This window comes from Hymenobacter endophyticus (assembly GCF_032464715.1).
GTDB classification, from domain to species: domain Bacteria; phylum Bacteroidota; class Bacteroidia; order Cytophagales; family Hymenobacteraceae; genus Hymenobacter; species Hymenobacter endophyticus.
On the sequence record NZ_JAWDJT010000005.1, the window covers coordinates 38,249 to 62,136 of the forward strand.

General features: G+C 61.4%; 24 protein-coding genes. 19 read left to right on the plus strand and 5 right to left on the minus strand.

All coding sequences use genetic code 11. The features are described 5' to 3' along the window. Positions 1-36: 36 nt before the first annotated feature. The gene (locus ROI90_RS09535; RefSeq protein WP_315998111.1) at positions 37-486 is read right to left on the minus strand and encodes an Rrf2 family transcriptional regulator; all 450 of its coding nucleotides are present in this window, start codon (positions 484-486) and stop codon (positions 37-39) included. 289 nt (positions 487-775) lie between these two features. On the opposite strand from ROI90_RS09535, the gene ROI90_RS09540 reads away from it, so the two are divergent. The 10 genes from ROI90_RS09540 (at position 776) to ROI90_RS09585 (ending at position 12,532) form a co-directional block, all read left to right on the plus strand. Then, complete coding sequence (locus ROI90_RS09540; RefSeq protein WP_315998112.1) at positions 776-1,846, plus strand: NADH:flavin oxidoreductase/NADH oxidase; 1,071 nt, start codon at positions 776-778, stop codon at positions 1,844-1,846. Positions 1,847-1,942: 96 nt separating this feature from the next. Further along, a complete protein-coding gene (locus tag ROI90_RS09545) occupies positions 1,943-2,371 on the plus strand; it encodes a hypothetical protein (RefSeq protein WP_315998113.1) in 429 nt (142 codons plus the stop codon). Between the two features lie 144 nt (positions 2,372-2,515). Continuing rightward, on the plus strand, positions 2,516-4,630 hold the full coding sequence (locus ROI90_RS09550; protein ID WP_315998114.1) for a M13 family metallopeptidase: 2,115 nt from the start codon (positions 2,516-2,518) through the stop codon (positions 4,628-4,630). 197 nt (positions 4,631-4,827) lie between these two features. Further along, positions 4,828-6,957 (plus strand): M13 family metallopeptidase, encoded by a 2,130-nt coding sequence (locus ROI90_RS09555; protein WP_315998115.1) that lies wholly within the window; start codon positions 4,828-4,830, stop codon positions 6,955-6,957. A 370-nt stretch (positions 6,958-7,327) separates the two neighbouring features. Continuing rightward, positions 7,328-7,696, plus strand: a complete 369-nt coding sequence (locus ROI90_RS09560) for a BlaI/MecI/CopY family transcriptional regulator (RefSeq protein WP_315998116.1) — start codon at positions 7,328-7,330, stop codon at positions 7,694-7,696. Next, complete coding sequence (locus tag ROI90_RS09565; protein WP_315998117.1) at positions 7,693-9,102, plus strand: M56 family metallopeptidase; 1,410 nt, start codon at positions 7,693-7,695, stop codon at positions 9,100-9,102. Before ROI90_RS09560 ends, ROI90_RS09565 begins: the two co-directional genes overlap by 4 nt. Before the next feature lie 113 nt (positions 9,103-9,215). Beyond that, positions 9,216-9,596, plus strand: a complete 381-nt coding sequence (locus ROI90_RS09570) for a hypothetical protein (RefSeq protein WP_315998118.1) — start codon at positions 9,216-9,218, stop codon at positions 9,594-9,596. 89 nt (positions 9,597-9,685) lie between these two features. Continuing rightward, positions 9,686-10,099 (plus strand): hypothetical protein, encoded by a 414-nt coding sequence (locus tag ROI90_RS09575; RefSeq protein WP_315998119.1) that lies wholly within the window; start codon positions 9,686-9,688, stop codon positions 10,097-10,099. A 344-nt stretch (positions 10,100-10,443) separates the two neighbouring features. Further along, positions 10,444-10,761, plus strand: coding sequence for a hypothetical protein (locus ROI90_RS09580; RefSeq protein ID WP_315998120.1), 318 nt, complete (start codon positions 10,444-10,446; stop codon positions 10,759-10,761). 181 nt (positions 10,762-10,942) lie between these two features. After that, on the plus strand, positions 10,943-12,532 hold the full coding sequence (locus tag ROI90_RS09585; RefSeq protein ID WP_315998121.1) for an MFS transporter: 1,590 nt from the start codon (positions 10,943-10,945) through the stop codon (positions 12,530-12,532). Between the two features lie 132 nt (positions 12,533-12,664). Here the strand turns inward: ROI90_RS09585 and ROI90_RS09590 are convergent, their stop codons facing one another. Next, a complete protein-coding gene (locus tag ROI90_RS09590) occupies positions 12,665-13,951 on the minus strand; it encodes a TPM domain-containing protein (protein ID WP_315998122.1) in 1,287 nt (428 codons plus the stop codon). Between the two features lie 173 nt (positions 13,952-14,124). Between ROI90_RS09590 and ROI90_RS09595 the strand changes: the two genes are divergently transcribed. Beyond that, a complete protein-coding gene (locus ROI90_RS09595) occupies positions 14,125-14,436 on the plus strand; it encodes a hypothetical protein (protein ID WP_315998123.1) in 312 nt (103 codons plus the stop codon). 123 nt (positions 14,437-14,559) lie between these two features. Further along, a complete protein-coding gene (locus ROI90_RS09600; RefSeq protein WP_315998124.1) occupies positions 14,560-15,666 on the plus strand; it encodes a catalase family protein in 1,107 nt (368 codons plus the stop codon). Positions 15,667-15,799: 133 nt separating this feature from the next. Here the strand turns inward: ROI90_RS09600 and ROI90_RS09605 are convergent, their stop codons facing one another. Then, a complete protein-coding gene (locus tag ROI90_RS09605; RefSeq protein ID WP_315998125.1) occupies positions 15,800-16,102 on the minus strand; it encodes a hypothetical protein in 303 nt (100 codons plus the stop codon). Positions 16,103-16,293: 191 nt separating this feature from the next. Between ROI90_RS09605 and ROI90_RS09610 the strand changes: the two genes are divergently transcribed. The 7 genes from ROI90_RS09610 to ROI90_RS09640 all read left to right on the plus strand — a co-directional run bounded on the left by ROI90_RS09610 (position 16,294) and on the right by ROI90_RS09640 (position 21,802). After that, positions 16,294-16,572 (plus strand): hypothetical protein, encoded by a 279-nt coding sequence (locus ROI90_RS09610; protein ID WP_315998126.1) that lies wholly within the window; start codon positions 16,294-16,296, stop codon positions 16,570-16,572. A gap of 288 nt (positions 16,573-16,860) precedes the next feature. Further along, positions 16,861-17,232, plus strand: a complete 372-nt coding sequence (locus tag ROI90_RS09615) for a DMT family protein (RefSeq protein WP_315998127.1) — start codon at positions 16,861-16,863, stop codon at positions 17,230-17,232. A 39-nt stretch (positions 17,233-17,271) separates the two neighbouring features. Continuing rightward, the gene (locus ROI90_RS09620) at positions 17,272-17,799 is read left to right on the plus strand and encodes an MFS transporter (RefSeq protein WP_315998128.1); all 528 of its coding nucleotides are present in this window, start codon (positions 17,272-17,274) and stop codon (positions 17,797-17,799) included. Then, positions 17,799-18,572 carry an MFS transporter gene (locus ROI90_RS09625; protein WP_315998129.1) on the plus strand — a complete coding sequence of 258 codons (774 nt, stop codon included), beginning with the start codon at positions 17,799-17,801 and terminating at the stop codon, positions 18,570-18,572. The genes ROI90_RS09620 and ROI90_RS09625 overlap by 1 nt, the downstream gene beginning before the upstream one ends. A 300-nt stretch (positions 18,573-18,872) precedes the next feature. Beyond that, positions 18,873-19,673 carry a hypothetical protein gene (locus ROI90_RS09630; protein ID WP_315998130.1) on the plus strand — a complete coding sequence of 267 codons (801 nt, stop codon included), beginning with the start codon at positions 18,873-18,875 and terminating at the stop codon, positions 19,671-19,673. Positions 19,674-19,769: 96 nt separating this feature from the next. Beyond that, positions 19,770-20,459, plus strand: a complete 690-nt coding sequence (locus tag ROI90_RS09635) for a response regulator transcription factor (RefSeq protein WP_315998131.1) — start codon at positions 19,770-19,772, stop codon at positions 20,457-20,459. After that, positions 20,456-21,802, plus strand: coding sequence for a sensor histidine kinase (locus ROI90_RS09640; protein WP_315998132.1), 1,347 nt, complete (start codon positions 20,456-20,458; stop codon positions 21,800-21,802). Before ROI90_RS09635 ends, ROI90_RS09640 begins: the two co-directional genes overlap by 4 nt. A 198-nt stretch (positions 21,803-22,000) precedes the next feature. Here ROI90_RS09640 and ROI90_RS09645 read toward each other — a convergent pair whose 3' ends face one another. Together ROI90_RS09645 and ROI90_RS09650 are read right to left on the minus strand one after the other, a co-directional pair. Next, positions 22,001-22,600 (minus strand): hypothetical protein, encoded by a 600-nt coding sequence (locus ROI90_RS09645; RefSeq protein ID WP_315998133.1) that lies wholly within the window; start codon positions 22,598-22,600, stop codon positions 22,001-22,003. Between the two features lie 326 nt (positions 22,601-22,926). Further along, positions 22,927-23,340: a hypothetical protein gene (locus tag ROI90_RS09650; protein WP_315998134.1), complete on the minus strand. Its 414-nt coding sequence runs from the start codon at positions 23,338-23,340 to the stop codon at positions 22,927-22,929. Positions 23,341-23,888: the final 548 nt, after the last annotated feature.

Sequence of the window (23,888 nt, forward strand, 5' to 3'; positions counted from 1 at the left end):
CCGATGTGGTTACATTTCCGGGGAAATAAAAAAGCCTCAACCAGAAGCCCCGGGACAGCCCTGGGGTAAGTGCTTGCCAAGCTCCTCCTTCACCTGCGCTACCGACACGGCCGCCAGGGCGGCGCGCATGGCTTCAATAGCGGGGCCAAACAGGCCGTCCAGGGTTTCCTGCATTACCCGGCCCAGGTCGCAGTGGGAGCTGGGGTTGGTACTGTTCACCTGAAACAAATCGGGCTCCGACTCCTGCACGGCCCGGAACACATCCAGCAGGGAAATGTCGGTGGCCGGGCGGGCCAGTAGGGTGCCGCCACCCGCGCCGCGTTGGCTCTGCACCAAGCCCGCCTCGCGCAGGGTGCCCACCAGGCGGCGCACCACCACCGGATGCGTGCCCGCGCTGCTGGCCAACACCTCCGACGACACTGGCTGGCTGCCGGCGTGCGCCAGATAGGCCAGAATGTGCGTTGCCACGGCGAAACGGGTGTTCATGCGAGAGTAAGTAACAAATTTGGTTACAAATGTACGACACCAATTGGTTGTACGCAATCTGTTGCCCGAAATAAATATGTACAGTTGCTGCCATGCGGTAGTGAAACTGGCCAAATAGCTGGTTCCACTCCGGCTGACGAACAAGAAGCGGAAATACTTTATTCTCTGCCAGCAATACGCCGCCTGAAGTCACCAACCCAGGTAGTTGCTCCGGCCACTGATAACCCTAAGCAGGAACTGATGGTTTAGGAATCTTTCCCCCTACGTTGACGTCACCCTTCTTACTACAATGGCCCAGCTTTTCACGCCGCTGCAGCAGCGCGGCATTACGCTCAAAAACCGCATTGTCATCTCGCCCATGTGCCAGTACAGCGCCCAGGATGGCTTCAGCAACGACTGGCACCTGGTGCACCTGGGCTCCCGGGCCGTGGGTGGGGCTGCCCTTATTTTGCTGGAAGCCACGGCTGTGGTGCCCGAGGGCCGCATTACCCCCGACGACTTAGGCATCTGGCACGATGACCACCTGCCCGGCCTCCGGCGCATTGTGGAGTTTCTGAAGCAGGAGGACTGCGTACCCGGTATTCAGCTGGCCCACGCCGGCCGCAAAGCCAGCCACGCCAGCCCCTGGAAAGGCGGCCAGCAGCTTGGCCCCGGGGCCGGTGGATGGCTCACGGTAGCCCCCTCGGCCCTAGCCTTCACTCCCGAAGAAACCGCCCCTCAGGCCTTGGATGAAGCCGGTATTCAGCAAGTAATAGAGGCATTCCGCCTGGGTGCGCGCCGGGCCGTGGAGGTGGGATTTGAGGTGCTGGAAGTGCACGCGGCCCACGGCTACCTGCTCCACCAGTTTATGTCGCCGCTCAGCAACCAGCGCACTGATGCCTACGGTGGCTCCTTTGAAAACCGGATTCGGCTGCTGCTGGACGTAGTGGCCGCCACCCGCGCCGAAATGCCTGAGCACCTGCCGCTATGGGTGCGCGTCTCGGCTACCGACTGGATGGAGGGCGGTTGGACTGCCGAGGATACGGTGCGGCTGGCGGCCATCCTGAAAGAAAACGGCGTGGACCTGCTCGACTGCTCAACCGGTGGCAATGTACCCAAGGCCGATATTCCGGTGGGCCCCGGCTACCAGGTGCAGTTTGCCGAGCAGGTGCGCCGCGAAACGGGCCTGCCTACCGGTGCCGTTGGCCTGATTACTGAAGGGCAGCAGGCTGAGCAAATTCTGGCGGCCGGGCAGGCTGATGTTATTCTGCTGGCCCGGGAGTCGTTGCGGGATGCCTATTTCCCCCTGCGCGCCGCCCGGGAGCTAGGAGCCGAAGTAGCCTGGCCGGTGCAGTACGAGCGGGCCAAGCCGCGCCACTAAAAAGCCAAAGCAAGTAACAACTGCCCAGCTAGCTTACGTATGTGCTCAAGGTCAGCCTGCAGGTGCCCGGTGCACCCTACGGCTGGTTTCCTGCGCATGTCCGACTACTCCACCCCCGATTTCCCCATCGTCTACCGCCCCGACCTGCACATTCTGGTGGGGCGGTGGATGGTGGAAATAACCAGGGCCGAGCAGGTGAAAGAGAATTATATTCAGCTGTTCCGGGCGGCGGCGGAAGTTGATAGTTGCCGTTTCTGGCTGCTGGATGCCCGCCGACGTTTCCGCACAGTGGTGGAAATTACCACCTGGGTAAATTCCCAGGTGCCTGGCATAGCCCTGGAAAAGCTGGACGGGGAAATCCGCATTGCCTTCCTGCTGGCTCCCGGTCAACTGTTGGCATCCACCGATTCGCCTTCCTTCCCGGCTTTGTTTCATCCCGTTACCGGCCACCCCATGTCGGCCCAGTTCACCGACGAGGGCCAGGCCATTGCCTGGTTGCAGGCCCAGCAGAATCAGTCCCAGTAAGGTGCCAAACCCGCGTTTTGCGCGGGCGTAGCGGCCGGTAGCCCAGTGGGTTGCCGGCCGCTACGCTTTAGCGAGCTGCCCGGCTGCCGCAACCTTTCCCTATTCAGCGCGACCTTAGGCGAAGCCTACTCTGTATTTCGCCGAATGAAAAACCTTTCTGCACCAAACCGAGCCGGCGCGGCGGCTCTGCTGCTGGCCATGGCCGGTTGCGCCACCACCCAGCCAGCCACTACCAGTAGCACTACCACGCCTAGCACCACCACGCCGGCCGTTACCGCTGCCGCCACTGTACCCGGCCGTAGCATCAACCCCCAGGATGTGGACCGCGCCGTGTCGCCCTGCGAGGATTTCTACCAATTTTCGGGTGGCAACTGGCTGCGCAACAACCCGGTGCCGGGCTACGCCTCCAGCTGGGGCCCGCGCAACCTGCTCGGCGACCGTACCCAGGCCACGCTGCGCCGGATTCTGGAAGATGCCGCGGCCAACCGCTCGGCCACCGCAGGATCTAACTTGCAGAAAGTAGGCGACTTCTATGCCTCTGGTATGGACTCAGTGGGACTGGAAAAGGCGGGCCTCACGTACCTGAAACCGGAGCTGCAGCGCATTGCCGCCATTAAAGATCTGCCCGCTTTTCGGGTAGAAATGGCCCGCCAGCAGACGCTGGGTACCGGCGCCTTTTTCCGGGCTGGCGTTAGCCCCGACCGCAAAAACAGCTCGGTGTACGCCGTAAGCATGAGCCAGGGCGGCCTGGGTATGCCCGACCGGGACTACTACCTCAAGGACGATGTCCGCTCCAAAACCATCCGTGCGGCCTATACCACCTACCTCACCAACACCTTCAGGCTGCTTGGCGATGCTGAGCCAATAGCCGCCACTAAAGCCGCTACGGTGCTGCGCGTGGAAACCCGGCTCGCCAAAGCCAGCAAAGACCGGGTTTCGCTCCGCGACCCATATTCCAGCTACAACAAGATGACGGTGGCCGAGGCCGACCGGCAGTTCCCGAACCTGCAACCTTCGGCCTTGCTCAAGCGCAACGGGTTGGGTGCGGCCCAGGAGGTGATTGTGGGCCAGCCCGAGTTCTTCAAGGAAGTGAGCGACGTACTGAAACAGGAGCCGCTGCAGGACCTCAAAACCTACCTGAGCTGGCAGCTGGTGTCGTCAGTGCCTTCAGCTTTGCCGAAGGCTTTTAGCGACGAAGCTTTCCGGTTTGCGCAGGTGCAAAGCGGGGCCCGGCAGCAGCCCACCCGCTGGAAACGCATGCTGGCCGCTACCGATGGCACCCTGGGCGAAGCCTTTGGGCAGCTGTACGTGGATCAGGCGTTTTCGCCCGCCGCCAAGCAGAAGGCCCTGGATATGCTGGCCAACATCCGCGAATCCATGGCCGACCACATCCGGACCAACACCTGGATGAGCGAATCGACCAAGCAGGAAGCCCTCAAAAAACTCAGCGCCCTGCGCGTGAAAATCGGCTACCCCGACCAGTGGAAAGACTACTCCCAACTGACTATTTCGCGGGACTCCTACCTGAAAAACGTGCTGGCGGCCCGTCAGTGGGGATACCAGCAGAACGTGAAGAAGTTTGGCGGGCCCATTGACCGTACCGAGTGGAGCATGACGCCGCCCACCATCAACGCCTACTACAGCCCGCCGATGAACGAAATCGTGTTTCCGGCTGGCTATCTGCAACCCCCGTTTTTCGACCCCGAAGCCGACGACGCGGTGAACTACGGCGCCATCGGCGGCGTGATGGGCCACGAAATGACCCACGGCTTCGACGATTCCGGCCGGCAGTACGACTCGGAAGGCAACCTGCGCGACTGGTGGACGCCCGCCGATGCGGCCGAATTCACGAAGCGCGCCGCCGTGGTGGGCACCCAGTACTCGGCTTTCTCGCCCCTGGATTCAGTGTACGTGAACGGCAAGCTGACCATGGGCGAAAACCTGGCCGATTTCGCCGGCCTCACCATCGTGTACGCCGCCCTCCAGAAGCAGCTCGACAAGCAGTACGGCAAAGGCAACCGCCCCCTCATCGACGGCTTTACGCCCGAGCAGCGCTTCTTCCTAAGCTGGGCCCAGCTGCGCCGTCAGAACATCCGCCCCGAAGCCCTGCGCCAGCAAATCCTCACCGACCCCCACTCGCCCGGCCAGTACCGCACCATCGGCCCCCTCATGAACATGCCCGAGTTCTACCAGGCCTTTGGCTGCACGCCGGGCCAGAAAATGGTCCGCCCCGCCGCCGAGCGGGCGGTGATTTGGTAGCCAAAGCTAAAAACTAGTTCCCCTCCTTGGAAAGGAGGGGCTAGGGGTGGTTGATACCCGTTGAACATCATCTAGAGCTAGTTCTAAAACCCGTTCTACCGGCCATCAACCACCCCTAGCCCCTCCTTTCTAAGGAGGGGAACTAGCTCTAGTTTGTAACGTCTTCAACTTCTTCCACAACCTCCAATCTTCCACCAATGACCCCACAACGCACCTTCCTGCTCTCCCTGGGCACGGCAGCCGGTATGGCACTGGCCGGCTGCGCCGCCAGCACGCCCGCTACCACCGCCACCACACCGCCCGCCGCTGCTCCGGCTACGGCCGATGCTTCGGCTACGGCCCAGCTTGGCCCCGTGCTGCCCGGTGTCGGGATTGATCCAGCCAATATTGATAAGTCAGTAAACCCCTGCGACGACTTCTTTCAGTACGCTTCGGGCACTTGGCTGAAGAACAATCCTATTCCGGCCGCCGAGTCGCGCTGGAGTTCTTGGAATGGGCTCATCAACCAGAACGAGGCCGTGATGCGCCAGATCCTGGAAACCTCGGCCGCCAATAAAACCGCCGCCAAGGGCTCCAACCTGCAGAAAGTAGGCGACTACTATGCCACGGCCATGGACTCGGTGGCTATTGATAAAGCCGGCCTGAAGTACCTGCAGCCAGAGCTCAGCCGCATCAACGCCGTGAAGGACCTCAAAGGGCTGCAAACCGAGCTGGTGCGCGCCCAGCGCCTGCAAACCCGCTCGGTATTCGGGCTGGGCGTGAGCCAGGACCGTAAAAAGAGCGACGAGTACGCCCTCTACCTCAGCCAGGGCGGCCTCAGCCTACCCGACCGGGACTACTACCTCAAGGACGACGCCCGCTCGAAAGCCATCCGCACAGCCTACACTACCTACCTCACCAACACGTTCAAGATGCTGGGTGAAAGCCCGGCTGTAGCTGCCAAAAGCGCCGCCACGGTGCTGCGCCTCGAAACCCGGCTCGCCAAAGCCAGCAAGGACCGCGTAGCCCTGCGCGACCCGTACGCCAACTACAACAAGATGACGGTGGCCGAGGCCGCCCAGAAATACCCCAACCTGGGGCTGCCCGTGATGCTGCCCGCCCTGGGCCTCAGCTCGGCCAAAGAGGTGATTGTGGGCCAGCCCGAGTTCCTGCAGGAAGCCAGCACCGCCCTCAAGCAGGAGCCGCTCCAGGACTGGAAAACCTACCTGCGCTGGCACCTCACGTCCTCGCTGATGTCGGCGCTGCCGCAGTCGTTTGGGGATGAATCGTTCCGGTTTCAGCAGGTGCTGAGTGGGGCCAAGCAGCAGCAGCCCCGCTGGAAGCGCATGCTCCGCGCCACCGATGGCGCGCTGGGCGAAGCCTTCGGCCAGCTGTACGTGGACAAGGCCTTCGCGCCCGAAACCAAGGTGAAGGCCCAGCAGATGGTGGCCAACATCAAGGAAGCCATGGGCGAGCATATCCGTGGGCTGGAGTGGATGAGTGCCGCCACCAAGGAGGAGGCCCTCAAGAAGCTCAACGCCTTCACCGTCAAAATCGGCTACCCCGACAAGTGGAAGGACTACTCGGCCCTCTCGATGAGCCGCGAATCGTACCTGAAAAACGTGCTGGCCGCCCGCGAGTGGGAATCAAAGGACAACCTGAGCCGCTACGGTAAGCCCATTGACCGCTCGGTGTGGGGCATGACCCCGCCCACGGTGAATGCCTACTACAACTCCTCGCTCAACGAAATCGTGTTTCCGGCTGGCATCATGCAGCCCCCGTTCTTCGACCCCAAGGCCGACGACGCGGTAAACTACGGTGGTATGGGCGCGGTAATCGGCCACGAAATCACCCACGGCTTCGACGACCGGGGCCGGCAGTCGGACGCCCAGGGCAACCTGCGCGACTGGTGGACCAAGGAGGACGCCGCCGAATTCACGAAGCGCGCCGACATGGTGGGCGCCCAGTATTCGGCCTTCCAGCCCCTGGATTCGGTGTTTGTGAACGGCAAGCTGACGATGGGTGAAAACCTGGCCGACTTCGGCGGCCTGGCCCTGGCTTACTCGGCCCTGCAAAAAGAACTACAACAGAAGTACGGCAGCAACCCCCGCCCCCGCTACGACGGCTTCACGCCCGAGCAGCGTTTCTTCCTGGGTTGGGCGCAGGTGTGGCGTACCAACGCCCGCCCCGAGTACCTACGCCAGCAGGTGCTTACTGACTCTCACTCCCCAGCTCAGTACCGTACCAACGGCCCCCTCATGAACATGCCCGAGTTCTACGAAGCCTTTGGCTGCAAGGAAGACGCCAAAATGGTGCGCGCCCAGAACGTGCGCGCCAACATCTGGTAGCCCAGAGCGTCCCGGTCCGGCGGCTTTTTTAGCCGCCGGGCCGTTCTGAGCGTGCTGATGCTGTTTAGTGAAGGGTGATTCTAAGAAGGGTGTAGAGACGCGACACTTCGCGTCTCATTGTTGAACGACTGGAACCACACCCGGTAAACAACCTCAGCAACGACGAGACGCGACACTTCGCGTCTCTACACCGTTCAGCAGCCGCTGAGCTAGTGCCCTGCTGTCACAAAAGCACCAAGACCAAAGAGGCCACCTGCATCATGCAAGTGGCCTCTTTCTTTTTTGATAGAAAAAATATTTATCGTTGATAACCAGCAAGTATGAATTATTCGTAGAATTACGAAAGATTCGTATAAAAAGATGTAACCCAATGGAACGATTAACTCAACCCGAGGAAGAGGCTATGCGGGGCTTCTGGCAGTTGGGCGGCGGCTTCATCAAAGATGTGCTGGAACTGCTGCCCGAGCCCCGGCCTCCCTACACCACCCTGGCCTCCACGGTGCGCAACCTGGAGCGCAAGGGCTACCTGAGCAGCCGCAAATTGGGCAACACGTTTCGGTTTGTGCCTAGCGTGACGGCCGAGGAGTACCGGCGGCGTTTCCTGGGCTCCTTTGTGGGCAACTACTTCCGCAACTCCTATAAAGAGCTGGTGTCATTTTTTGCCCAGGAGCAGAAAATTACGCCCGAGGAGCTGCAGGATATTATTGACATGATTGAAAACCGTAAGTCCCGGCCATGATACCGCCCCTGCTGCTGTATCTGCTTAAAACCCAAGTAGCATTGCTGCTGCTGCTGGGGGTGTACTATGGGCTGCTGCGCCGGCTCACGTTTCATCAGCTCAACCGGGCGTATCTGCTGGCCGCCCTGGGGTTGGCGGCCCTGTACCCGGTGCTCGATTTGAGTAGCCTGCGCCCAGCGGTAGCGCCATCCGTGCCGCTGGCTGTAGTGCTGCCTACTTGGCCAGCCGCCCCGGGTGCGCTACCTGTAGTTGCTACCGGGCCTACCTCCGAAACCTGGCTGCTGATGGCTTATGGGCTGGGCGTGGCTGTGCTGCTGGTACTGCTGCTGGTGCAGGGCGCATCGTTGTGGCGGCTGCATCGGGCTTCCCGGCCGGCACAACTTGCTGGACTGCAGTTTCGGGCGGTGGCAGGGGAGGTGAGCCCGTTCTCGTTTGGGCGCGCCATCTACCTCAACCCCGCCCACCACGCCCCGGCTGAGTTGCCTACCATTCTGCTGCATGAGCGGGTGCACGTGCGCCAGGCCCACACCCTGGATGTGCTGCTGGGCCACCTGCACCGCATGCTGGCCTGGGCCAGCCCCGCCGCCTGGCTGTGGCTGCGGGCCGCCCAGGAAAACCTGGAGTTCATTGCCGATGCCGCCGTGCTGCATGAGAGCCAGCTGGCCCCGAAGCAATACCAATACAGTCTGGTGCGGCTGAGTACGCTGGCCGCGGGGCCGGCATTGGTCACGCCTTTCTCCTTTATCACCCTCAAAAACCGTATTCGTATGATGAACTCCCTTCCTTCCGGCCGGCGGCAGCTGTTGCGCTACGCCGCTGGCTTTACCTTGCTCACTGGCTTGGCCGTGGGCTGCGCTACGCCAAAACAGGCTGAGTTACCCAAACCCGTAAGTTCTGTAGAGCAGCAGGCCCAAACTATGGCTGACCAAGCGTTCTACTTTGTTGATGGTCTTCCTTCCACCCAGGCAGCAGCCCGGCAATTAGACCCGGCCGCTCTGAAAAGCATGCATGTGCTGAAAGGCCGCAAATTCATGCCGGGCTTCAACGAAGCCGCATTTCGTCAGGATTTTGGCGAAATGGGTGATAAGGGTGTGATATTGCTTGTTACCAAGGAGGGAGAAAATTCTGATGCGTTGCGCGCTTTCCATACCAAGTACAACATCACGTTCCAAGGGCAGAGCCCGCAAGACAAGACCATAACGGAGGCACTGGTTGCGGGCAAGAAAGTTTCGGCGGCTGAGCTGCAGGGGCGGCTTCTAGTCGTGGATGGGGTAGAAATGCCGTTGGATAATTTCTCCGTACCCGCCGGAAGTATGAAGAGCGTGTATGTACTCGATGCAGAACAGGCAGTTAAGAAGTACGGTGAAAAAGGCCGGCAAGGCGCTGTTCTGATTACCACCAAATAAGCGTAAGTACGTAGAGTAGCACAAAACCAAGTATGAGCCGCTGCCCTGCCTAAAATGGGGCAACAGGTAGCGGCTCGTGCTTGCGGCACAAACTTTGTGAGCTGCCTGGGCCTATGCGTATCCTTACCACTCTTCGTTCTACTGCTTTCGGCACCAGCCTTTTGTTGCTGCTGGGCATTACGGCTCCGGCCGCGCGGGCCCAGGCTACTCCGGCCGCGCCCGCTCAGGCCAGCGGCCCCAGCCTATATTTTCTGGATGGGCAACCTTCCACCCAGGAGGTCATCAACCAGCTTAACCGCCGCACCATTGCCAGCGTGAACATAGTGAAGGGCCCCGACGCTACCCGCATTTTTGGGGCGGAGGCGGCCGACGGCGTAATGATAGTGGTGACCAAGCGCAACGTGGGCTCCGGGGCCGTGGCAGAGTTCAACCGCCGTTACGATATCCGGCCCACGGAAACGCCGGTGCCACCAGCCAAGCCGCAGCAGCCGTAGCCGCCAGTAAGCTCAGCCGTACCAACGTAACTGCCTGCGGGCCCGTATCGGGGTACTCCTTTCCCTATGTGCCACGTCGCGTTGTCTGCATGACCACTACCTCCCTTGCCGATTTCCTTCAGCTAACCCACCGCTCCGACCTGGGTATTGTAACTGCCCGCTGGACGCGCCCAACTACCTCGCCCGAGCTACGGGCCGGTTACCAGGAACTCATGCGCTACGCTACCTCCTGCGAGTCGTGCCGCCGCTGGCTGATTGACTCCCGCCGCCGGACCCAGGTAGATGCCCGGGATGTGCACTGGCTCACCGAGGACTTCTATCCGCTGCTGCGTCAGTACTTGGGCGGCCATGTGTACCTGGCTTTCCTGATTGCGCCCTACCAGGCCGATGATGTGCAGGATGAAAGCCTCCCGCAGCTGCCCCATACCCACGGCGACTATTGCTCCCTAAACCAGTTTACGGACGAGGGCGAGGCAGTACGCTGGCTGTGTTCCAGAGTATAAAGCCAAAACCACAGGCCTTTTTTAGCCGCCAAAACCCATTGCCGTTACCGGTAGTGGGTTTTTTCATGTGTGAGCAACAAACTTTTGTGAGCAATAGACTTTGACCTAGTGCTGAAAGTAGCCGGACGTATTCCTGCCCACCTACTTTTAAAGGTTGCTACATGAGTGTGTGTAGAAAAAATACAATAATTTGTTTGTAACATTAGATGTGCAAAATATTCATGAAAATATGAATTTTTTTAGTGAATGAGTTTATTATACCTTCACTGTTAGCAAGATGGCTGTACTGAATTTCGTTTGGCACAGAAGGCTTGCTTTCTTTTCACCACCTCTTTTCCTCTCTTATGTTCAAAACACTACTCTTGTTGCTTTTGGCCTTCGTTATGCTGTTGGAACCAGAGGTGGTTCTGGCCCGCACCGCCGGAGTAGCTGACCCCGCCAGCACCGAAATGGCGAGCAGCATTTCTCTGTTCCGCAAGGCTACCAAGCGTGGCCGGCCCAACTACAAGCCGTACCGTGGTAACAGCCGCCACAAAATGAAAAAACTGGGCGTGTACAAACGGTGGCGTCTGCGCGTGAAAGCGCAGAAGAAGAAGAAGCGCAGCCGTGGCCTCCAGCCCAGCGTGAAAGTAGGCGCCCCCGTTCGGACGCTGAAAAAATAGCTGCCTCGGCCACGAGCCGCTAAATAGTAGAGCAACAGCCGCTTTCCAGCTTGGGAAGCGGCTGTTTGCGTGTGGAGTTGCTCGAGAGAAAGTAGGCCGGGTAATTAGCGGGGGCGCAACCCTGGGCGGACTCCGGGGGTTATTTGCGGTGCGGCCGCCACTTTACGGCTTCTGTTTCCTTATGAAAGCGCCTTCCCTGCGCACGCCCTTCCTGTACCCGGTGTTTCGGGCCGTCTGGCTGGCTTCCGTGGTATCAAACGTGGGTACCTGGATGCAGAACGTGGCCGGAGTGTGGCTCGTGACTACCCTAACCACTTCGGCCCTGCTGGTGGCCCTTATGCAAACCGCCACCAGCCTGCCGGCCTTCTTGCTGAGCCTGCCCGCCGGTGCCCTCGGCGACCTGGTAGACCGGCGCCGGCTGTTGCTGTTCACGCAGGCATTTATGGCCGTGGTGGCGCTGGTGCTCGGTAGCCTCACGCTGGCCGGGTACATATCGGCTGCCAGTGTGCTGGGACTCACGTTTCTGCTGGGAATTGGGGCGGCCATCAACATGCCCATCTGGCAAACGGTAACGGTGGAGCTGGTGCCCCGGCCGGCGCTGCCGTTTGCCATTACGCTCAACGGCGTCAGCAACAACATTGCCCGGGCCATTGGGCCGGCGCTGGGCGGACTGATTATAGCGCACTACTCGGCGGGGTACGTGTTTCTGCTCAACGGCCTCTCGTTTGTGGGTACCTGGTGGGTGGTGCGTAGCTGGCAGCGCCCCCCGGATGCCAGTCCGGGCCCGGCCGAAGGATTTGCCGGGGCGCTACGCACTGGGCTGCGGTACGTGCAGTACTCACCGGCTATTTATGCGGTGCTGGTGCGCACGTTTGCCTTTGCTTTCGGGGCCAGTGCCATGTGGGCGCTGCTGTCGGTGGTGGCGGCGCGGCGGCTACACCTGAGCTCGGGTTCCTATGGGGTGCTGTTGTCGTGGCTGGGAGCGGGGGCCATTACCGGGGCATTTTTGATGGGCCGGGCCGGCCGGCGGCTCACCTATAACCAGCGGGTGTTGCTGGGCTCAGGAGTGTTTGTAGGCACCAACCTGGGGCTGGCTTTCATTCCCTCCGAAATAGGGCTGTACCCGGTGATGTTTCTTTCGGGGGTAGGCTGGCTGATGGTAATGACCAGCTTTAGCACTACCGTACAACTGCACGTGCCTCGTTGGGTGCAGGCCCGGGTGGTGAGCGTGTACATGCTGGTGTTTCAGGCCGGGTTGGCGCTGGGCAGCGTGGCGTGGGGCGAACTGGCCGACCGCGCCTCCCTGCACGCAGCCCTGCTGGCCGCCGCCGCCTGGATGCTGATCAGTTTGGCGCTGGCGCTGCCATTTCCCATGCGCTCCGCCGATGGCCTCAACCTCGACCCCGCCGAACTGGGGCCACCTCCCCATGTGCCCGGCGCCCTGGAGGCCGATGATGGGCCCGTAGTGGTAATGGTAGACTACCAGGTGCCGCTCAGCAGCCAGCTAGCTTTCCGCGAGGCCGTGGCCCGCCTCACCCGCCTGCGCCTGCGCAACGGTGCACTGCGCGCCGGCGTGTACACGGATATCCTGGAGCCTACCCGCCTGACGGAGTTTTACTACGTGGCTACCTGGGGCGAGTATGAGCGCCAGCACCACCGCTTCACCCGTGAGGATCAGGCCACCGAAGCCCAAGTGCTACAGTACCATACCGGCTCCGAAGCGCCCCGTGTCAGCCGCTTTCTGGGGTTCCCGAAAACCAGCAACGTATAGCTGCCCGCCCCCATCGAAAGCATCGAAAATCAGCGCTGAGCTATTCAGGCAGCCCTCCCGAAAAAGGGAGCGGCGAGTAGCAGAGCCAAAGCCTCGCTACTCGCCGCCGGTTACGTGCACTGCTACAGTAGCTTACCAGGAGCCACTGTTGTCATTGGTGTCATCAAAGCCACCCCCGCCGGTGTCATCCGAGGATGAGTCGTCGTAGGAGGAGCCGTCGCCGGAAAAGTAGTCGGGCTCCGCGCTGCCACTGTCCGGGGCGAAGTAATCGGGGGCGCTATCGGCTTCTGAGGCTGCCCCGCCCAGAAAGGGAAAGGCCCCGCTGCCACCGGCAGCATCCGGGTTGGAGTGGGCGGGATTGTCCAGGGGCTGGGCGGGCGCATCGGGGGAGAGGTGGGGCGTGTTATCGTCGTTGCGGTTAGCCATGCGGTTACCCATGTAGGCCCCGGCCGCAGCGGCGGCTCCCGTTAGTAGCACGCCGCCCATGCCAGAGCCCATGCCCGAACCGCCGCCCATGCCTCCTACGCCACTACCCCGGTTCGAGAGAAAATCGGGGCCCTGTTGATTACCGCCCTGCTGGTTGCCGTAGCCGTTGTGGCCGTAGTTGCCGGCCGGGCCGTTTGGCTGATTTGGCTGCTGGGGCAGGAAGTCGGGGGTGCTGCCCGTTGCCGGCGCGCTTCGCCGCCGAAACAGCTTCGACACCAGCCACAGGCCGCCGCCAATGACCACTACGGCCAACACCAATGTGCCAATCCCAAACCCCGACGACTCTGGCTCGGCCGGGGCAACCGGGGCGGAGGGCAATGCGGCGGCCGGTTCAGGCGCGGCTGTTGCCAGCTCATCGGGGGAGGTGGCAACTTGGTCTGAAGCTTGGGGGGAACTATTAGGAGCGGAGGCAGCAGTACCGGCGGGCTGGGGGGCGGAGCTGGGGTCGGCGGCGTACATCAGGGAGTTTAGGCCCGTGCGTAGGCCCGCAAAGTAGTTGCCTTGCTTAAACCGGGGCGTCATCTGCCCAATTACCCGGCTGGTTACCTCGGGCGTAATGCGGCTGCGCAGCCCCGAGCCCGCCTGAATAGTTACGGCGCGCTCCTGCTTGCTCAGCAGCAGCACCACGCCGTTGTTTTTGTCGCGCTGGCCTAGGCCCCAGGCCGTGCCCAGCGCCCGGCCGTAGTCGGCGGCCGACTGCCCGCCCAGCGTAGGCACCGTTACTACTACTATCTGGATGCCGTTGTTGTCGGCGTAGCGGCGCAGGCCGCTTTCCAGGGTTTTCGCATCGGTGGGGCTCAGCAGCTGGGCCTGGTCGTTCACGAACTGGAAGGGCGTGGGGCGGGGCGGTATGCCGGCACCCGACTGGGCCAGGGTGGCTGGCATACTGCCTACCCCCAGGAAAAACAGAAATACAAGCAGGAGGCGAGGCATAGCAGTGGATAAGGAAGGAGGGTGGCGGTTTTCTCCTGCCTACGGCGGCGGGCCCTTCTCCGTTTAGCCGGCCCCGGGCAGGAACCTTCGCGCAGGTGGGCCGTAGGGCAGAAGACCACCCGGGGCGCTGCCGTCACCGGCTTTGTCTCTGCCACCTTCTGCGCTATTTTGCTATGCTCCTGTCTCGTTTTCTTGCCGTTGCCGGTCTGCTCAGTTTGGGCACTACCGCCGCCTGGGCCCAAAACCGCGCCCCCGTTATGCCTACCCGCCACCACCCCACGGAGCGTATTAGCCCGGTGCCGGGCGTAACACTGCCATCCGGAGTAGGCCAGGGCAAAGCGGAGCCGCTGCCCATTCCTACCGATGTAAATCCCAACGGCTCCCTGGCCCAGCCTAAGCTGCCTACCGGCGAAGTAACCGTTGATTCGGTACAGGTAACGCCGCAGCCCCGGCGGAGTACTCCCGCCCGCCGTAAGCGGCCGTAAAGCCAACTTTCAGCAGGTGCATGGCAGAGGAGGCTCGTTGTAGAGTTCAACCACAACTCCCGACAAGGTCGACCGTACCGGAAGAATGGCCTCCGCAGTTCCGCGGGCTATCAATTCATGCCTATGTCCGAAATTGTTCCACCCTACGTCCGCTTCGATTCCGGCGTAGAAGAAATTCAGCCCAACGAGCAGGAGCTCATTAACGAAACCGTGGAGTCAATGGCCCGGGTGAACCGCTTCATGTTTGAGAAGCACCGCCACGCCATCCGCGACGCTCACGCCAAAAGCCACGGCATCTTGCGCGGAGAGCTACACGTGTATCCCAATCTGCCCGAGCACTTGGCCCAGGGGATGTTCCGGGAACCGAAAATCTACCCGGTTATCATCCGGCTGTCGTCGGCTCCCGGGTCCATCGACCCCGATACCCAGTCGGCGGTGAAGGGGTTGGCCGTGAAAATCATTGGGGTAGAAGGCAAGAAATTTCTGCCCGATCAAGCCGATGAGGTAACTCAGGATTTCCTGCTGGTGAATGACACCATCATTCCCACTGGCGACATCAAGAGCTACCACGATATGCAGCTGCGCCAGGAAAAGATAATAACTAATGCCCCAGAGGTAGTCACCAAGCTCATGACGGAGGCGGGTACGCTGGTAAACCAGGCGCTGGATGCCGTGGGCCTCAAAAAGGAAATCCCGCTGGTAGTGCCGCCCCACCCTAACAACCACATTCTGGGCGAAACCTTTACCACGCTCGGCGCCATCCGTTTCGGCGACTACGTGTCCAAAATCAGCGTGGCGCCGCTGTCGGCGAATGTGCAGCTGCTGACCGGCGAGCAGGTGAAAATTACGGAGCCCGCCGGCTGGCGCGACCTGGTAGTGGATTTCTTTCGTACCCAAGGCGCGGAATACGAGCTGCGCGCCCAGCTCTGCACCGACCTCAAGACCATGCCCGTAGAGGATGGCTCAGTGGACTGGCCCCAAGACCAGAGTCCTTATCAGGGCCTGGGCAAAATCGTTATTCAGGCTCAGGATGCTTTCAGCCCTGCCCGCCGGGCCTTTGCTGATGACGTGCTGTCGTTCAATCCGTTCCACTGCCTGCCCGAGCACCTGCCGCTGGGGTCTATCAACCGGGCCCGTATCAAGGCCTACGAAACCTCCACGGCCTACCGCCACCGCATGAACGCTCAGCCCCGCCTGGAGCCCCGTAGCATCAGCCAACTGCCCGATTAACTATACTACCCGTCCTTGCCCGCTGCCCTGTGGTTTCGGCTTCATTGTGGTTGTTTTTGCTCAAGGAAACAGAGCCACAGAGCAGCGGGCCAGGGCGGATATTAGTACCCCGGTATTACTACTGCCCGTAGAGTTATTGCGGCTTTTTTACTGGGGCGCTCTTCGGCTGCGAGGAAAGAGTAGAGGTGCCTTTGGCTGGCTTCCTGAAGGGGCGGTTGGAGTAGTCAGTGGTTACCCGGTCGTTGGGGGCGCCGGTCATGTCGGGGGCTACGTATTCGCCCTGCCCATCCGAAGCGGGTTTGGCAGGAGTTGGCTGTGGGCGCGGAGCCGGGGCCGCAGTACGGGCCGGGGCTGGTTTGCGGGTGGGGGTAGTTTGGGCCAGGGCCGTAGTAGCGGCAGCAGTCAGCAGCAAGCCCAGGAGAATGGTGCGTGGCATACTTGTATGGGGTAAAGCGGTGAGGTGAAACGGTGAAATGAAACGGCTAAGCTTTTGTACGCGGCCGCGCGGCCATGAGGTTAAGCTGGACCGTAAACTACCGGACGCAGATGAAGCTGGCGTGTTTTTTGAGCTGACTGCTGCCCTGCCTGTCGGGTTTCTCGCTTCTTTACTCCTTCACCCCAACGAGTATGTCTAATTTCTTTCTTCCAGCCGTTTTGCTCACGGCAGCGGCCCTGGCCTTTGCTGCCCCGGCTCGGGCGCAGGTAATTATTAATGTTGGCCGTCCGGCGCCTCCGCCGCCGGTTGTGGTGGTGCGGGAGCATCATCATCCCCGCAAGTGGAAAGCGCCCAAACGGTATTATTACCAACCCCGCCCGGTGATGCTAGTGCCTGCTCAGCCGGTGTACTATGCGCCACGCGGCCACGGGCACGGCCGGGGGCATGGTCACGGCCACGGCCGCCATTAGTAGGTGGTACAGCATATCAACAAGGGCTTCTGCGCACCGCAGAAGCCCTTGCTGTTTTTACAGGAAATAGCATCTAAGCGTATTGAGACGGGTGTATGTGCCGTACAAGGCCAAAATATTTTGCCAGAACCCTGCTAACCGCTACGGCCCAGCTTGCGCGTTACCGTATGTACCCGGAAGCGCATAGCTGGCTGCACGGCCTGCCTGAAGATTTCTTCAGGCGGGCTTCAGCTGTTCTTAATGCGCTTGGCAGTACTTCACGCTCCTCATTTCACTCTTTCTCCCCTCATGAAAACCCTTTACACCATTGGCCTGCTGATTCTTTCCAACATATTCATGACGCTGGCCTGGTACGGGCATTTGCAGTTCAAAACCATGCCGGCCTTCCGTAACATCACCCTGTTTGGGGTGATTATGATCAGCTGGGGGCTGGCCTTTTTCGAGTACATTTTTCAGGTGCCCGCCAACCGCATCGGCTACAAGGAAGATGGCGGCCCTTTCTCCCTATTTGAGTTGAAAACCATTCAGGAAGCCGTGTCGCTGATTGTGTTTACGCTCATCACCGTGTACGTTTTCAAAACCGAGAAGCTGGCCTGGAACCACCTGGTGGGCTTCGGGCTGATTGTGCTGGCGGTGTTTTTCATCTTTAAGAAGTGGTAGCCCGCTCCGCGCAAGCGCCTACGGCCTTTCCTGCTGTTTATGCCGGCCTCTGACTCGGCCGCCGTTAAGCGGCGCAGCGTGCGGGCCCTGGCCCCACTGAACCTGTTTCTGGCCGACGTGCGCGACGGCGTGGGGCCGTACCTGGCCATTTACCTGCTCACGGTGCGGCACTGGGCGCCCGGCCCTATTGGCATTGCTATGGCCCTGCCGGGGCTGGTGGCCGTGCTACTCCAAACGCCCGCCGGGACCTTGGTAGATACTACTAAGCGCAAGCGGGAACTGCTGGTACTGGCCTCAGTGGTGGTGGCCCTAAGCTGCGTGGCGGCCGTTACGTTCACCATCCGGCCGGTTATCTACCTCACCCAGGCGCTTACCGGGGCGGCTACCACCGTGTACGCGCCGGTGGTGGCGGCCATTACGCTTGGGCTGGTGGGCCACCGCCGTTTCGCCCACCAAACCGGCCGCAACGAGGCCTTCAACCACGCCGGTAATGTGCTGGCCGCGGCACTGGCCGGCCTTATCGGCTACTACTGGCGCTACGAGGGCATCTTTTACCTGGTGGCCTGATGTGCGTGCTGGGTAGCTGGTCGGCCCTGCGCATTGCACCCCAAGCCATCAACCACGACCTGGCCCGGGGCTGTGGCCCCGACGACGAGCCCGCCGAAGATGCCGATGCCCCGGCCGAATCAGCGGGAGCCGCGGCAGGGTTTCGGGAGGTGCTGGCTAATCCCCGGCTGCTGCGGTTTGCGGGGGCGGTGGTGCTGTTTCACTTTGCCAACGCGGCCATGCTGCCGCTAGTGGGCCAGCTACTGGCCCTGGGCCACCCCAAAGCCTCGGCTTTGTTCATGTCGGCCTGCATTATTGTGGCCCAGCTGGTGATGATTCCGGTGGCGGCCTGGGTGAGCAAGCGGCCCACCGAGGCCGGCCGCAAGCCCATATTTCTATTGGCGTTTGCGGCGCTGCCTATCCGGGGCGTACTCTACACCCTCAGCGGCAACGCGTATTATCTGGTAGGTGTGCAGGTGCTGGATGGATTGGCCGGGGGCATTTTCGGAGTAATCAGCGTGATTATGATTGCCGACCTAACCCGGGGCTCCGGCCGCTTCAACTTCGTGCAGGGCGCCGTAACCACAGCCTTGGGCATTGGCGCGGCGCTTAGTACGGCCGTGGCCGGGTACGTGGTGCAGCAGTTCGGCTACCGGGCCGCCTTCCTGAGTCTGGCCGCCGTGGCAGCCGTGGCCCTGGTGTTCTTTTGGCTCTTCGTCCCCGAAACCAACCCCGCCCTGGCTTCCGATGAGCCAGCTGCGAGCAAGTCTGCCGATGCGGCGGCTACGGGGTGAGTAGTTGATATAATGGCACGTCATTCCGAGCGAAGCTGAGGAATCTCGCGTGCTGACGTTGCCAAACTATGCGTCATGCTGAGCTTGTCGAAGCATCTCTACTGCTTCATTGCATAGCACTACAACGTCAGCACGCGAGATTCCTCGACTTCGCTCGGAATGACGTTCTGAAGAGGACCGCTCTACAGCCCTTATTCCACCTGAAGAAAAATTAATTTCAGCTTCAGCCCGGCCTCAGGTGGCGCTGGCACCTTTGGATCAGTAATCGGAACAAACCGGTTGCCCTAACCAATTGCTACCATGTCACATTCCCTGCCTAAACTCCCCCTTCTGCTCCTGTTGCTGGCTGCCACGGCCGCTTCTGATGCTCACGCCCAGCAAACCCGCTCCGCCCGCAAAGCCGCCCGTGCCGCTGGCTCCACTACGGCCGCTGTGCCCGCCCCGTCCGTAGCAGGTGGCCCGGCTGGCGCGCCGCAGCTGCCCCCGCCTCCTCCCGGCGGCCCCGGTCATAAACCCGGCCGCCCAGCCCCCCCCGCGGTGCAGGAGCTGTCCGACTTCAGTGGTACGCTCACCCAGTACGTGGCTACCAACGATGAGCAGATAGTGGACGGGTTCGTGCTGAATACCGGCTCCGCCACCGATACCGTGCGCCTGCCCCGCCACGCGGCCCAGCAGCTGATGGCCGCCGCCAAAGCCGGCAGCCGGGTAACCGTAAATGGGTACCGCCACACCGGTCCCGATGGCCGCGCCGCCCTGCACATGGTGTCCCTCACGGCCGGGGGGCAGACCATCAAGCCCACGCCGCCTACGCCATCCGCCACCCCGCCCACCGAAGCCTCCACCACCGTGAAAGGTACCGTGAGCAGCCTGCGCAAAGACCGGGAAGGCCGCGTGAACGGCCTGATACTGAACGACCAGACCATTGTGCGCGTACCACCGCACGCGGCGGAGCAGTTGAGTGCCAAGCTGCGCACCGGTGCCACCATAGAAGCCACCGGCTACCTGCACACGCCCCGTACTGGTGAAGTTGCCCTGCGCCCCGTGCGTAGTCTGCGGGCCGAAACCCTCACGCTGGATGGTGTGCGGTTTCTGCTCCGATAACTGCCCTCGATAAGCATCCGGCCCGGCCCACCCGCGCGTACTGTGCAGGTTGGCCGGGCCTTTGTCGCCTCTGCCTCCTTCCCCTCAACCTCCCGTATGCGAATCCTCCTGATTGAAGACGAAGCCCGGCTGGCGGCCTTTGTGCAGCAGGGCCTGCGCCAGGCCGGCCATGTGGCCGACGTGGCCGACAACGGCGCGGTCGGCCTGGAGCTGGCCGCCACCACGCCCTACGACGTGATTCTGCTGGATTTAATGCTGCCCGGCCAGAATGGCTTCGATGTGCTCCGCAACCTGCGCGAGTTCGGCCTCAGCACGCCGGTCATCATCCTGAGCGCCCTCAGCGACACAGCCCACGTTATCCGGGGGCTCGATGCGGGGGCAGTAGACTACCTGCGCAAGCCCTTCGAGTTTGACGAGCTGCTGGCCCGCCTGCGCATTGTGCAGCGCAAAACGGCCGGCTCCGAGGCTACCACCCTGCGCCTCGCCGACCTGGAGCTGGACCCCGTGCAGCGCCGGGTGACGCGGGCGGGGCAGGTCCTGACGCTGACCAACCGGGAATTTGCCCTCCTGGAGCTGCTGCTGCGCAACGCCGGCCGCGTGGTCACCAAAATCCGCATGGCCGAAAAGGTATGGGATGTAGACTACGATATGGGCTCCAACGTCATCGAAGTGCACCTTTCCCAGTTGCGCCGTAAGCTGGACCGGGCCTTTCCCCACCTGCCCCCGCTGCTGGAAACCGTGGTGGGGCACGGCTACCGCCTCGTGGCCGACGGGGCCGCCGCATGAGGCTGCTGGCGGGCCTGCGGGGGCAGTTGCTGCTGCTTTTTGCCCTGGTGTTTGGGGGCGTTACGCTGCTGGCCAGTGGCTACCAGTACCGCCAACTGACCCACACCCTGCGCCAAACCGACGACCAGCTCCTGCTGCGCCAGGCCCGGCAGCTCCTGGCTCGCACTTCCTTCGAGCCCCTGCCTACCGTACCCTTGCCCGGCCTGGGCGAGCAGCTGCGCGTGGTGGCCCACGCCGCCGGCCAGCCCGACCAAGAGCTGTTCCGCTCCCCGGAGTTTCCCGCACCCCTGCCGCCGCAGCTGGCGCTGGGCGAGCCCGCCACCTGGCAGGGCCAGCGCGTGGTACGCCTCCAAACCACCCCCGACGACCAGGACCGTTACTTCACGCTGTGGTTGGCCCACTCCGGTGAGCCGCTTTTAGTAGCGGTGCAGCAGCTGCGGCAGCGGCTGGCGTGGGCGTTGCTGGGTAGCCTGGCTTTGGCCGCGGCGCTGGCGGCACTGCTGGGCCACCGGGCGCTGCGCCCGTTGCGCCGCATGGCCCGCCACGCCCGTCGCATCCACGAGGCCCCGGGCCTGCAGCAGTTGCCCGAGCCCGCCACCGGCGACGAAGTGCAAGACCTGGCCCGCACCCTCAACCAGATGCTGCGCCGCCTTCACGAGAGTGCCCAGCTGCAGGACAACTTCTTGGCCGCCGCCGCCCACGAGCTGCGCACCCCGCTGGCAACGTTGCACGCCGGCTTGCACACCGTGCAGCATACCCCCGCGCTGCCCGCCGCCACCCAGCAGCAGCTGGCCGCCCAGCAGGACGAGGTGCGCCGCCTCAGTCGCCTCGTCGATGACTTATTGCTCAGCAGCCGCCTACGGGCCGGAGCCCTGCCGCTGCACCTGGAGCCGGTGCCCCTCGATGAGCTGACCGTGGCCACCGTGGATAGGCTGCTACCCCAGTTCCGCAGCGCCGGCCGGCCCCTGCATCTGGCCGTGGCTGAGGACGTACCCGCCTATACTGTGCAGGCCGATGTGGATAAGCTGACCACCGTGCTGGGCAACCTCCTCGAAAACGCCCTGCGCCACGCCCTGCCCGGCGGGGAGGTGCGCGTATCGGTAGACCAAGAAGCCGCCACCGGCTGGCTCTTCGTGGAAGTAGCCAACCCCATCCGTCACTCCCTCGGCGACCTGAGCCGCCTCACCACCGCCTACTACCAGGCCGATGTACTCAGCAACGGCGCGGGCCTGGGCCTCTGGCTCAGCAACCAGTTGGCCGAGCTGCACGGTGCCCCCCTGCAGCTCCAGGAAACCGACGGCTGGTTCCGCGCCCGGATCCGCCTGCCCCCGCTGGCTGAGTAGTTGGGTACAAGGATGAAAAAAGAACGTCATGCAGAGGCGCAGCCGAAGCATCTCGCGTGCTGACGTTGAACGCTAATTCACGCTCTGCATGACGCTCAGTTGAGTGTAATACCCATTCCTGCATCCACCAAAAAAACCACAACGGCTTCCTCAACCGAGGAAGCCGTTGCTGTTGATAAACCAACCAATGTGCCCTGCTTACTGCACCGCCCGCACGGGGATGTTGGCGAAGGTGCCCGATACGGTGATGTCGCACTTCCGCTTGGGGAACGTGCTGTATGCCACGGTGGGGTCACTGGCTCCCGTGAGGGTGGCGGTGTAGGTGCCGCTCAGCAGCTGCCGCTTCGCATCGTAGCTGCTGATAACGAAGCTGCCCGTGACGTGCTGCATACTGCTGGGGTAGATGACGGTGCCGCCGCCCAGGCTTTCGGGCAGGTCGTAGTAAAAGCGCGTTTCCGCGTCGAGCGTCTTGTCGCGCAGGGTTTGCAGGGTGTAGGTGCCGGTAAGCGCGGCGGGCAGCTTCGTGCGGTCCACCTCGAAGCTGATGCCCTCGGTGGTAGTAGTGGGTTCTACGCCCACGGCCAGGCTCTGGGCCGTTTGGGTAACAAACGCTTTCAGCTGCGCAGCCTGAAACGTGGTATCCCGGTGCTGGCCGTTATCCTGATACACGACGGAGCGGCTATAGCTCATGGTGGGCTCCGGCGTGGGTTCAGGCAGTTCTTGGTCGTCTTTCGAGCAGCCTGCCGTGAAAGCCAGCGTCAGACCCAGCAGGAACGAGAGAGTAGCGTTGTAATGCATACGATAGGGGATAAGGGCGTGTAGAAACGCTATATAGAAAACTGTGCCAAGCATCGTTTGCTTGAGGTCTTACGCGCCTGGTCTGAACGAAAAACGCCGACCGGATTTCTTCAGTCGGCGCGGTGGTGGCTTGCCATATAATGTAAGTCATTATCATGCCGCCCCCGGCAGTCGCCCGGCTGCGCCGAGTGACCACTATGCCCCAGCAGCTGTGCTGCATGCGTCCGCCGGAATAGAGCTAGTGGCGCGGCCGGATTCGGGGCACAGCCCCTCAGGCGTAGGGCTCACTCGGCACAGCCGAGCGAGTTCGAGGGGAATTAAAGAAGCTATTCCGTTTTTAAGTAGAGTTCAAGCATGCCTCCCACCGAATCACCTACTATCCAAACACGATAATTACCGTCTTTCAATTTGCTCAGGGGCAAAACGATTTCGCGTCTTTTGCCTGCCTCGCTGCTTCCGGTTCTGTATATAGGCTTGTAAGTGCCAGTACGTTCCATCAGCTTCTTGTAGTTCTCTTCGTCCCATATGCTGACGGATGTCCGGGATAGGTTGGGTAACGCTAATTCTACTTTTTCACCAACTTTTCGGCTTATGCTAATCGGTTTGCATTCCGGCCCTGCTTCACAAGCTTCCAAATACTGGAAGCTTACTCGAACAACCTTGGGGGGGCGCATGAGAGCTAAACTATCGTTGCTTGCAAGTATAGAAATGAAGCAAATGCCGAGTATCAGGTATTTCACGAGATGCAGATTTTAGAAAGTGAAAAAATACTCTGAAAACAGACCAGCCGCTGCCGGGGGCAGTCGCTCGGCTGTGCCGAGTGACCTACTACGCTTCAGCAGCTATGCTGCGTGCGTCCGCTGTAACTGGGCTAATGGCGCGGACAGGGGCACAGCCCCCAGGCGTAGGGCTCACTCGGCATAGCCGAGCGAGTGCGGGAGTAATAGCTTCGAAATAAAAAACACGATTTTGGCATTACATTCTGTGTCAATCGTCGCTAACATTTCTGCACTACAATAACGTTAGGGGCATTCGTAAAATTTAGGAGCGTAAAAGCTTGCTCTGAATCTAGGTTTGGGAGTTAATTTAAAAGAAGAAGGAGCCAGAACATATGTGCTCTGACTCCTTCACGCTGGCAAGATAACTATCTACATAAACCAGCTGTTAAACATGGTAAGAAGCACGTGAGCATGAGGAGCTAGCAATGGCTCTAATGTCACATATGCTTTCCCTAGAGCCGTTATAGCTCCTGCTCCTAACGTCAAGTTGGTGCAGATACGGCGAAAGG

Bases quoted from the DNA above. Each gene is read 5' to 3' on its own strand.
- ROI90_RS09535 (WP_315998111.1), bottom strand. From the start codon at position 486: ATGAACACCCGTTTCGCCGTGGCAACGCACATTCTGGCCTATCTGGCG.
- ROI90_RS09540 (WP_315998112.1), top strand. From the start codon at position 776: ATGGCCCAGCTTTTCACGCCGCTGCAGCAGCGCGGCATTACGCTCAAA.
- ROI90_RS09545 (WP_315998113.1), top strand. From the start codon at position 1,943: ATGTCCGACTACTCCACCCCCGATTTCCCCATCGTCTACCGCCCCGAC.
- ROI90_RS09550 (WP_315998114.1), top strand. From the start codon at position 2,516: ATGAAAAACCTTTCTGCACCAAACCGAGCCGGCGCGGCGGCTCTGCTG.
- ROI90_RS09555 (WP_315998115.1), top strand. From the start codon at position 4,828: ATGACCCCACAACGCACCTTCCTGCTCTCCCTGGGCACGGCAGCCGGT.
- ROI90_RS09560 (WP_315998116.1), top strand. From the start codon at position 7,328: ATGGAACGATTAACTCAACCCGAGGAAGAGGCTATGCGGGGCTTCTGG.
- ROI90_RS09565 (WP_315998117.1), top strand. From the start codon at position 7,693: ATGATACCGCCCCTGCTGCTGTATCTGCTTAAAACCCAAGTAGCATTG.
- ROI90_RS09570 (WP_315998118.1), top strand. From the start codon at position 9,216: ATGCGTATCCTTACCACTCTTCGTTCTACTGCTTTCGGCACCAGCCTT.
- ROI90_RS09575 (WP_315998119.1), top strand. From the start codon at position 9,686: ATGACCACTACCTCCCTTGCCGATTTCCTTCAGCTAACCCACCGCTCC.
- ROI90_RS09580 (WP_315998120.1), top strand. From the start codon at position 10,444: ATGTTCAAAACACTACTCTTGTTGCTTTTGGCCTTCGTTATGCTGTTG.
- ROI90_RS09585 (WP_315998121.1), top strand. From the start codon at position 10,943: ATGAAAGCGCCTTCCCTGCGCACGCCCTTCCTGTACCCGGTGTTTCGG.
- ROI90_RS09590 (WP_315998122.1), bottom strand. From the start codon at position 13,951: ATGCCTCGCCTCCTGCTTGTATTTCTGTTTTTCCTGGGGGTAGGCAGT.
- ROI90_RS09595 (WP_315998123.1), top strand. From the start codon at position 14,125: ATGCTCCTGTCTCGTTTTCTTGCCGTTGCCGGTCTGCTCAGTTTGGGC.
- ROI90_RS09600 (WP_315998124.1), top strand. From the start codon at position 14,560: ATGTCCGAAATTGTTCCACCCTACGTCCGCTTCGATTCCGGCGTAGAA.
- ROI90_RS09605 (WP_315998125.1), bottom strand. From the start codon at position 16,102: ATGCCACGCACCATTCTCCTGGGCTTGCTGCTGACTGCTGCCGCTACT.
- ROI90_RS09610 (WP_315998126.1), top strand. From the start codon at position 16,294: ATGTCTAATTTCTTTCTTCCAGCCGTTTTGCTCACGGCAGCGGCCCTG.
- ROI90_RS09615 (WP_315998127.1), top strand. From the start codon at position 16,861: ATGAAAACCCTTTACACCATTGGCCTGCTGATTCTTTCCAACATATTC.
- ROI90_RS09620 (WP_315998128.1), top strand. From the start codon at position 17,272: ATGCCGGCCTCTGACTCGGCCGCCGTTAAGCGGCGCAGCGTGCGGGCC.
- ROI90_RS09625 (WP_315998129.1), top strand. From the start codon at position 17,799: ATGTGCGTGCTGGGTAGCTGGTCGGCCCTGCGCATTGCACCCCAAGCC.
- ROI90_RS09630 (WP_315998130.1), top strand. From the start codon at position 18,873: ATGTCACATTCCCTGCCTAAACTCCCCCTTCTGCTCCTGTTGCTGGCT.
- ROI90_RS09635 (WP_315998131.1), top strand. From the start codon at position 19,770: ATGCGAATCCTCCTGATTGAAGACGAAGCCCGGCTGGCGGCCTTTGTG.
- ROI90_RS09640 (WP_315998132.1), top strand. From the start codon at position 20,456: ATGAGGCTGCTGGCGGGCCTGCGGGGGCAGTTGCTGCTGCTTTTTGCC.
- ROI90_RS09645 (WP_315998133.1), bottom strand. From the start codon at position 22,600: ATGCATTACAACGCTACTCTCTCGTTCCTGCTGGGTCTGACGCTGGCT.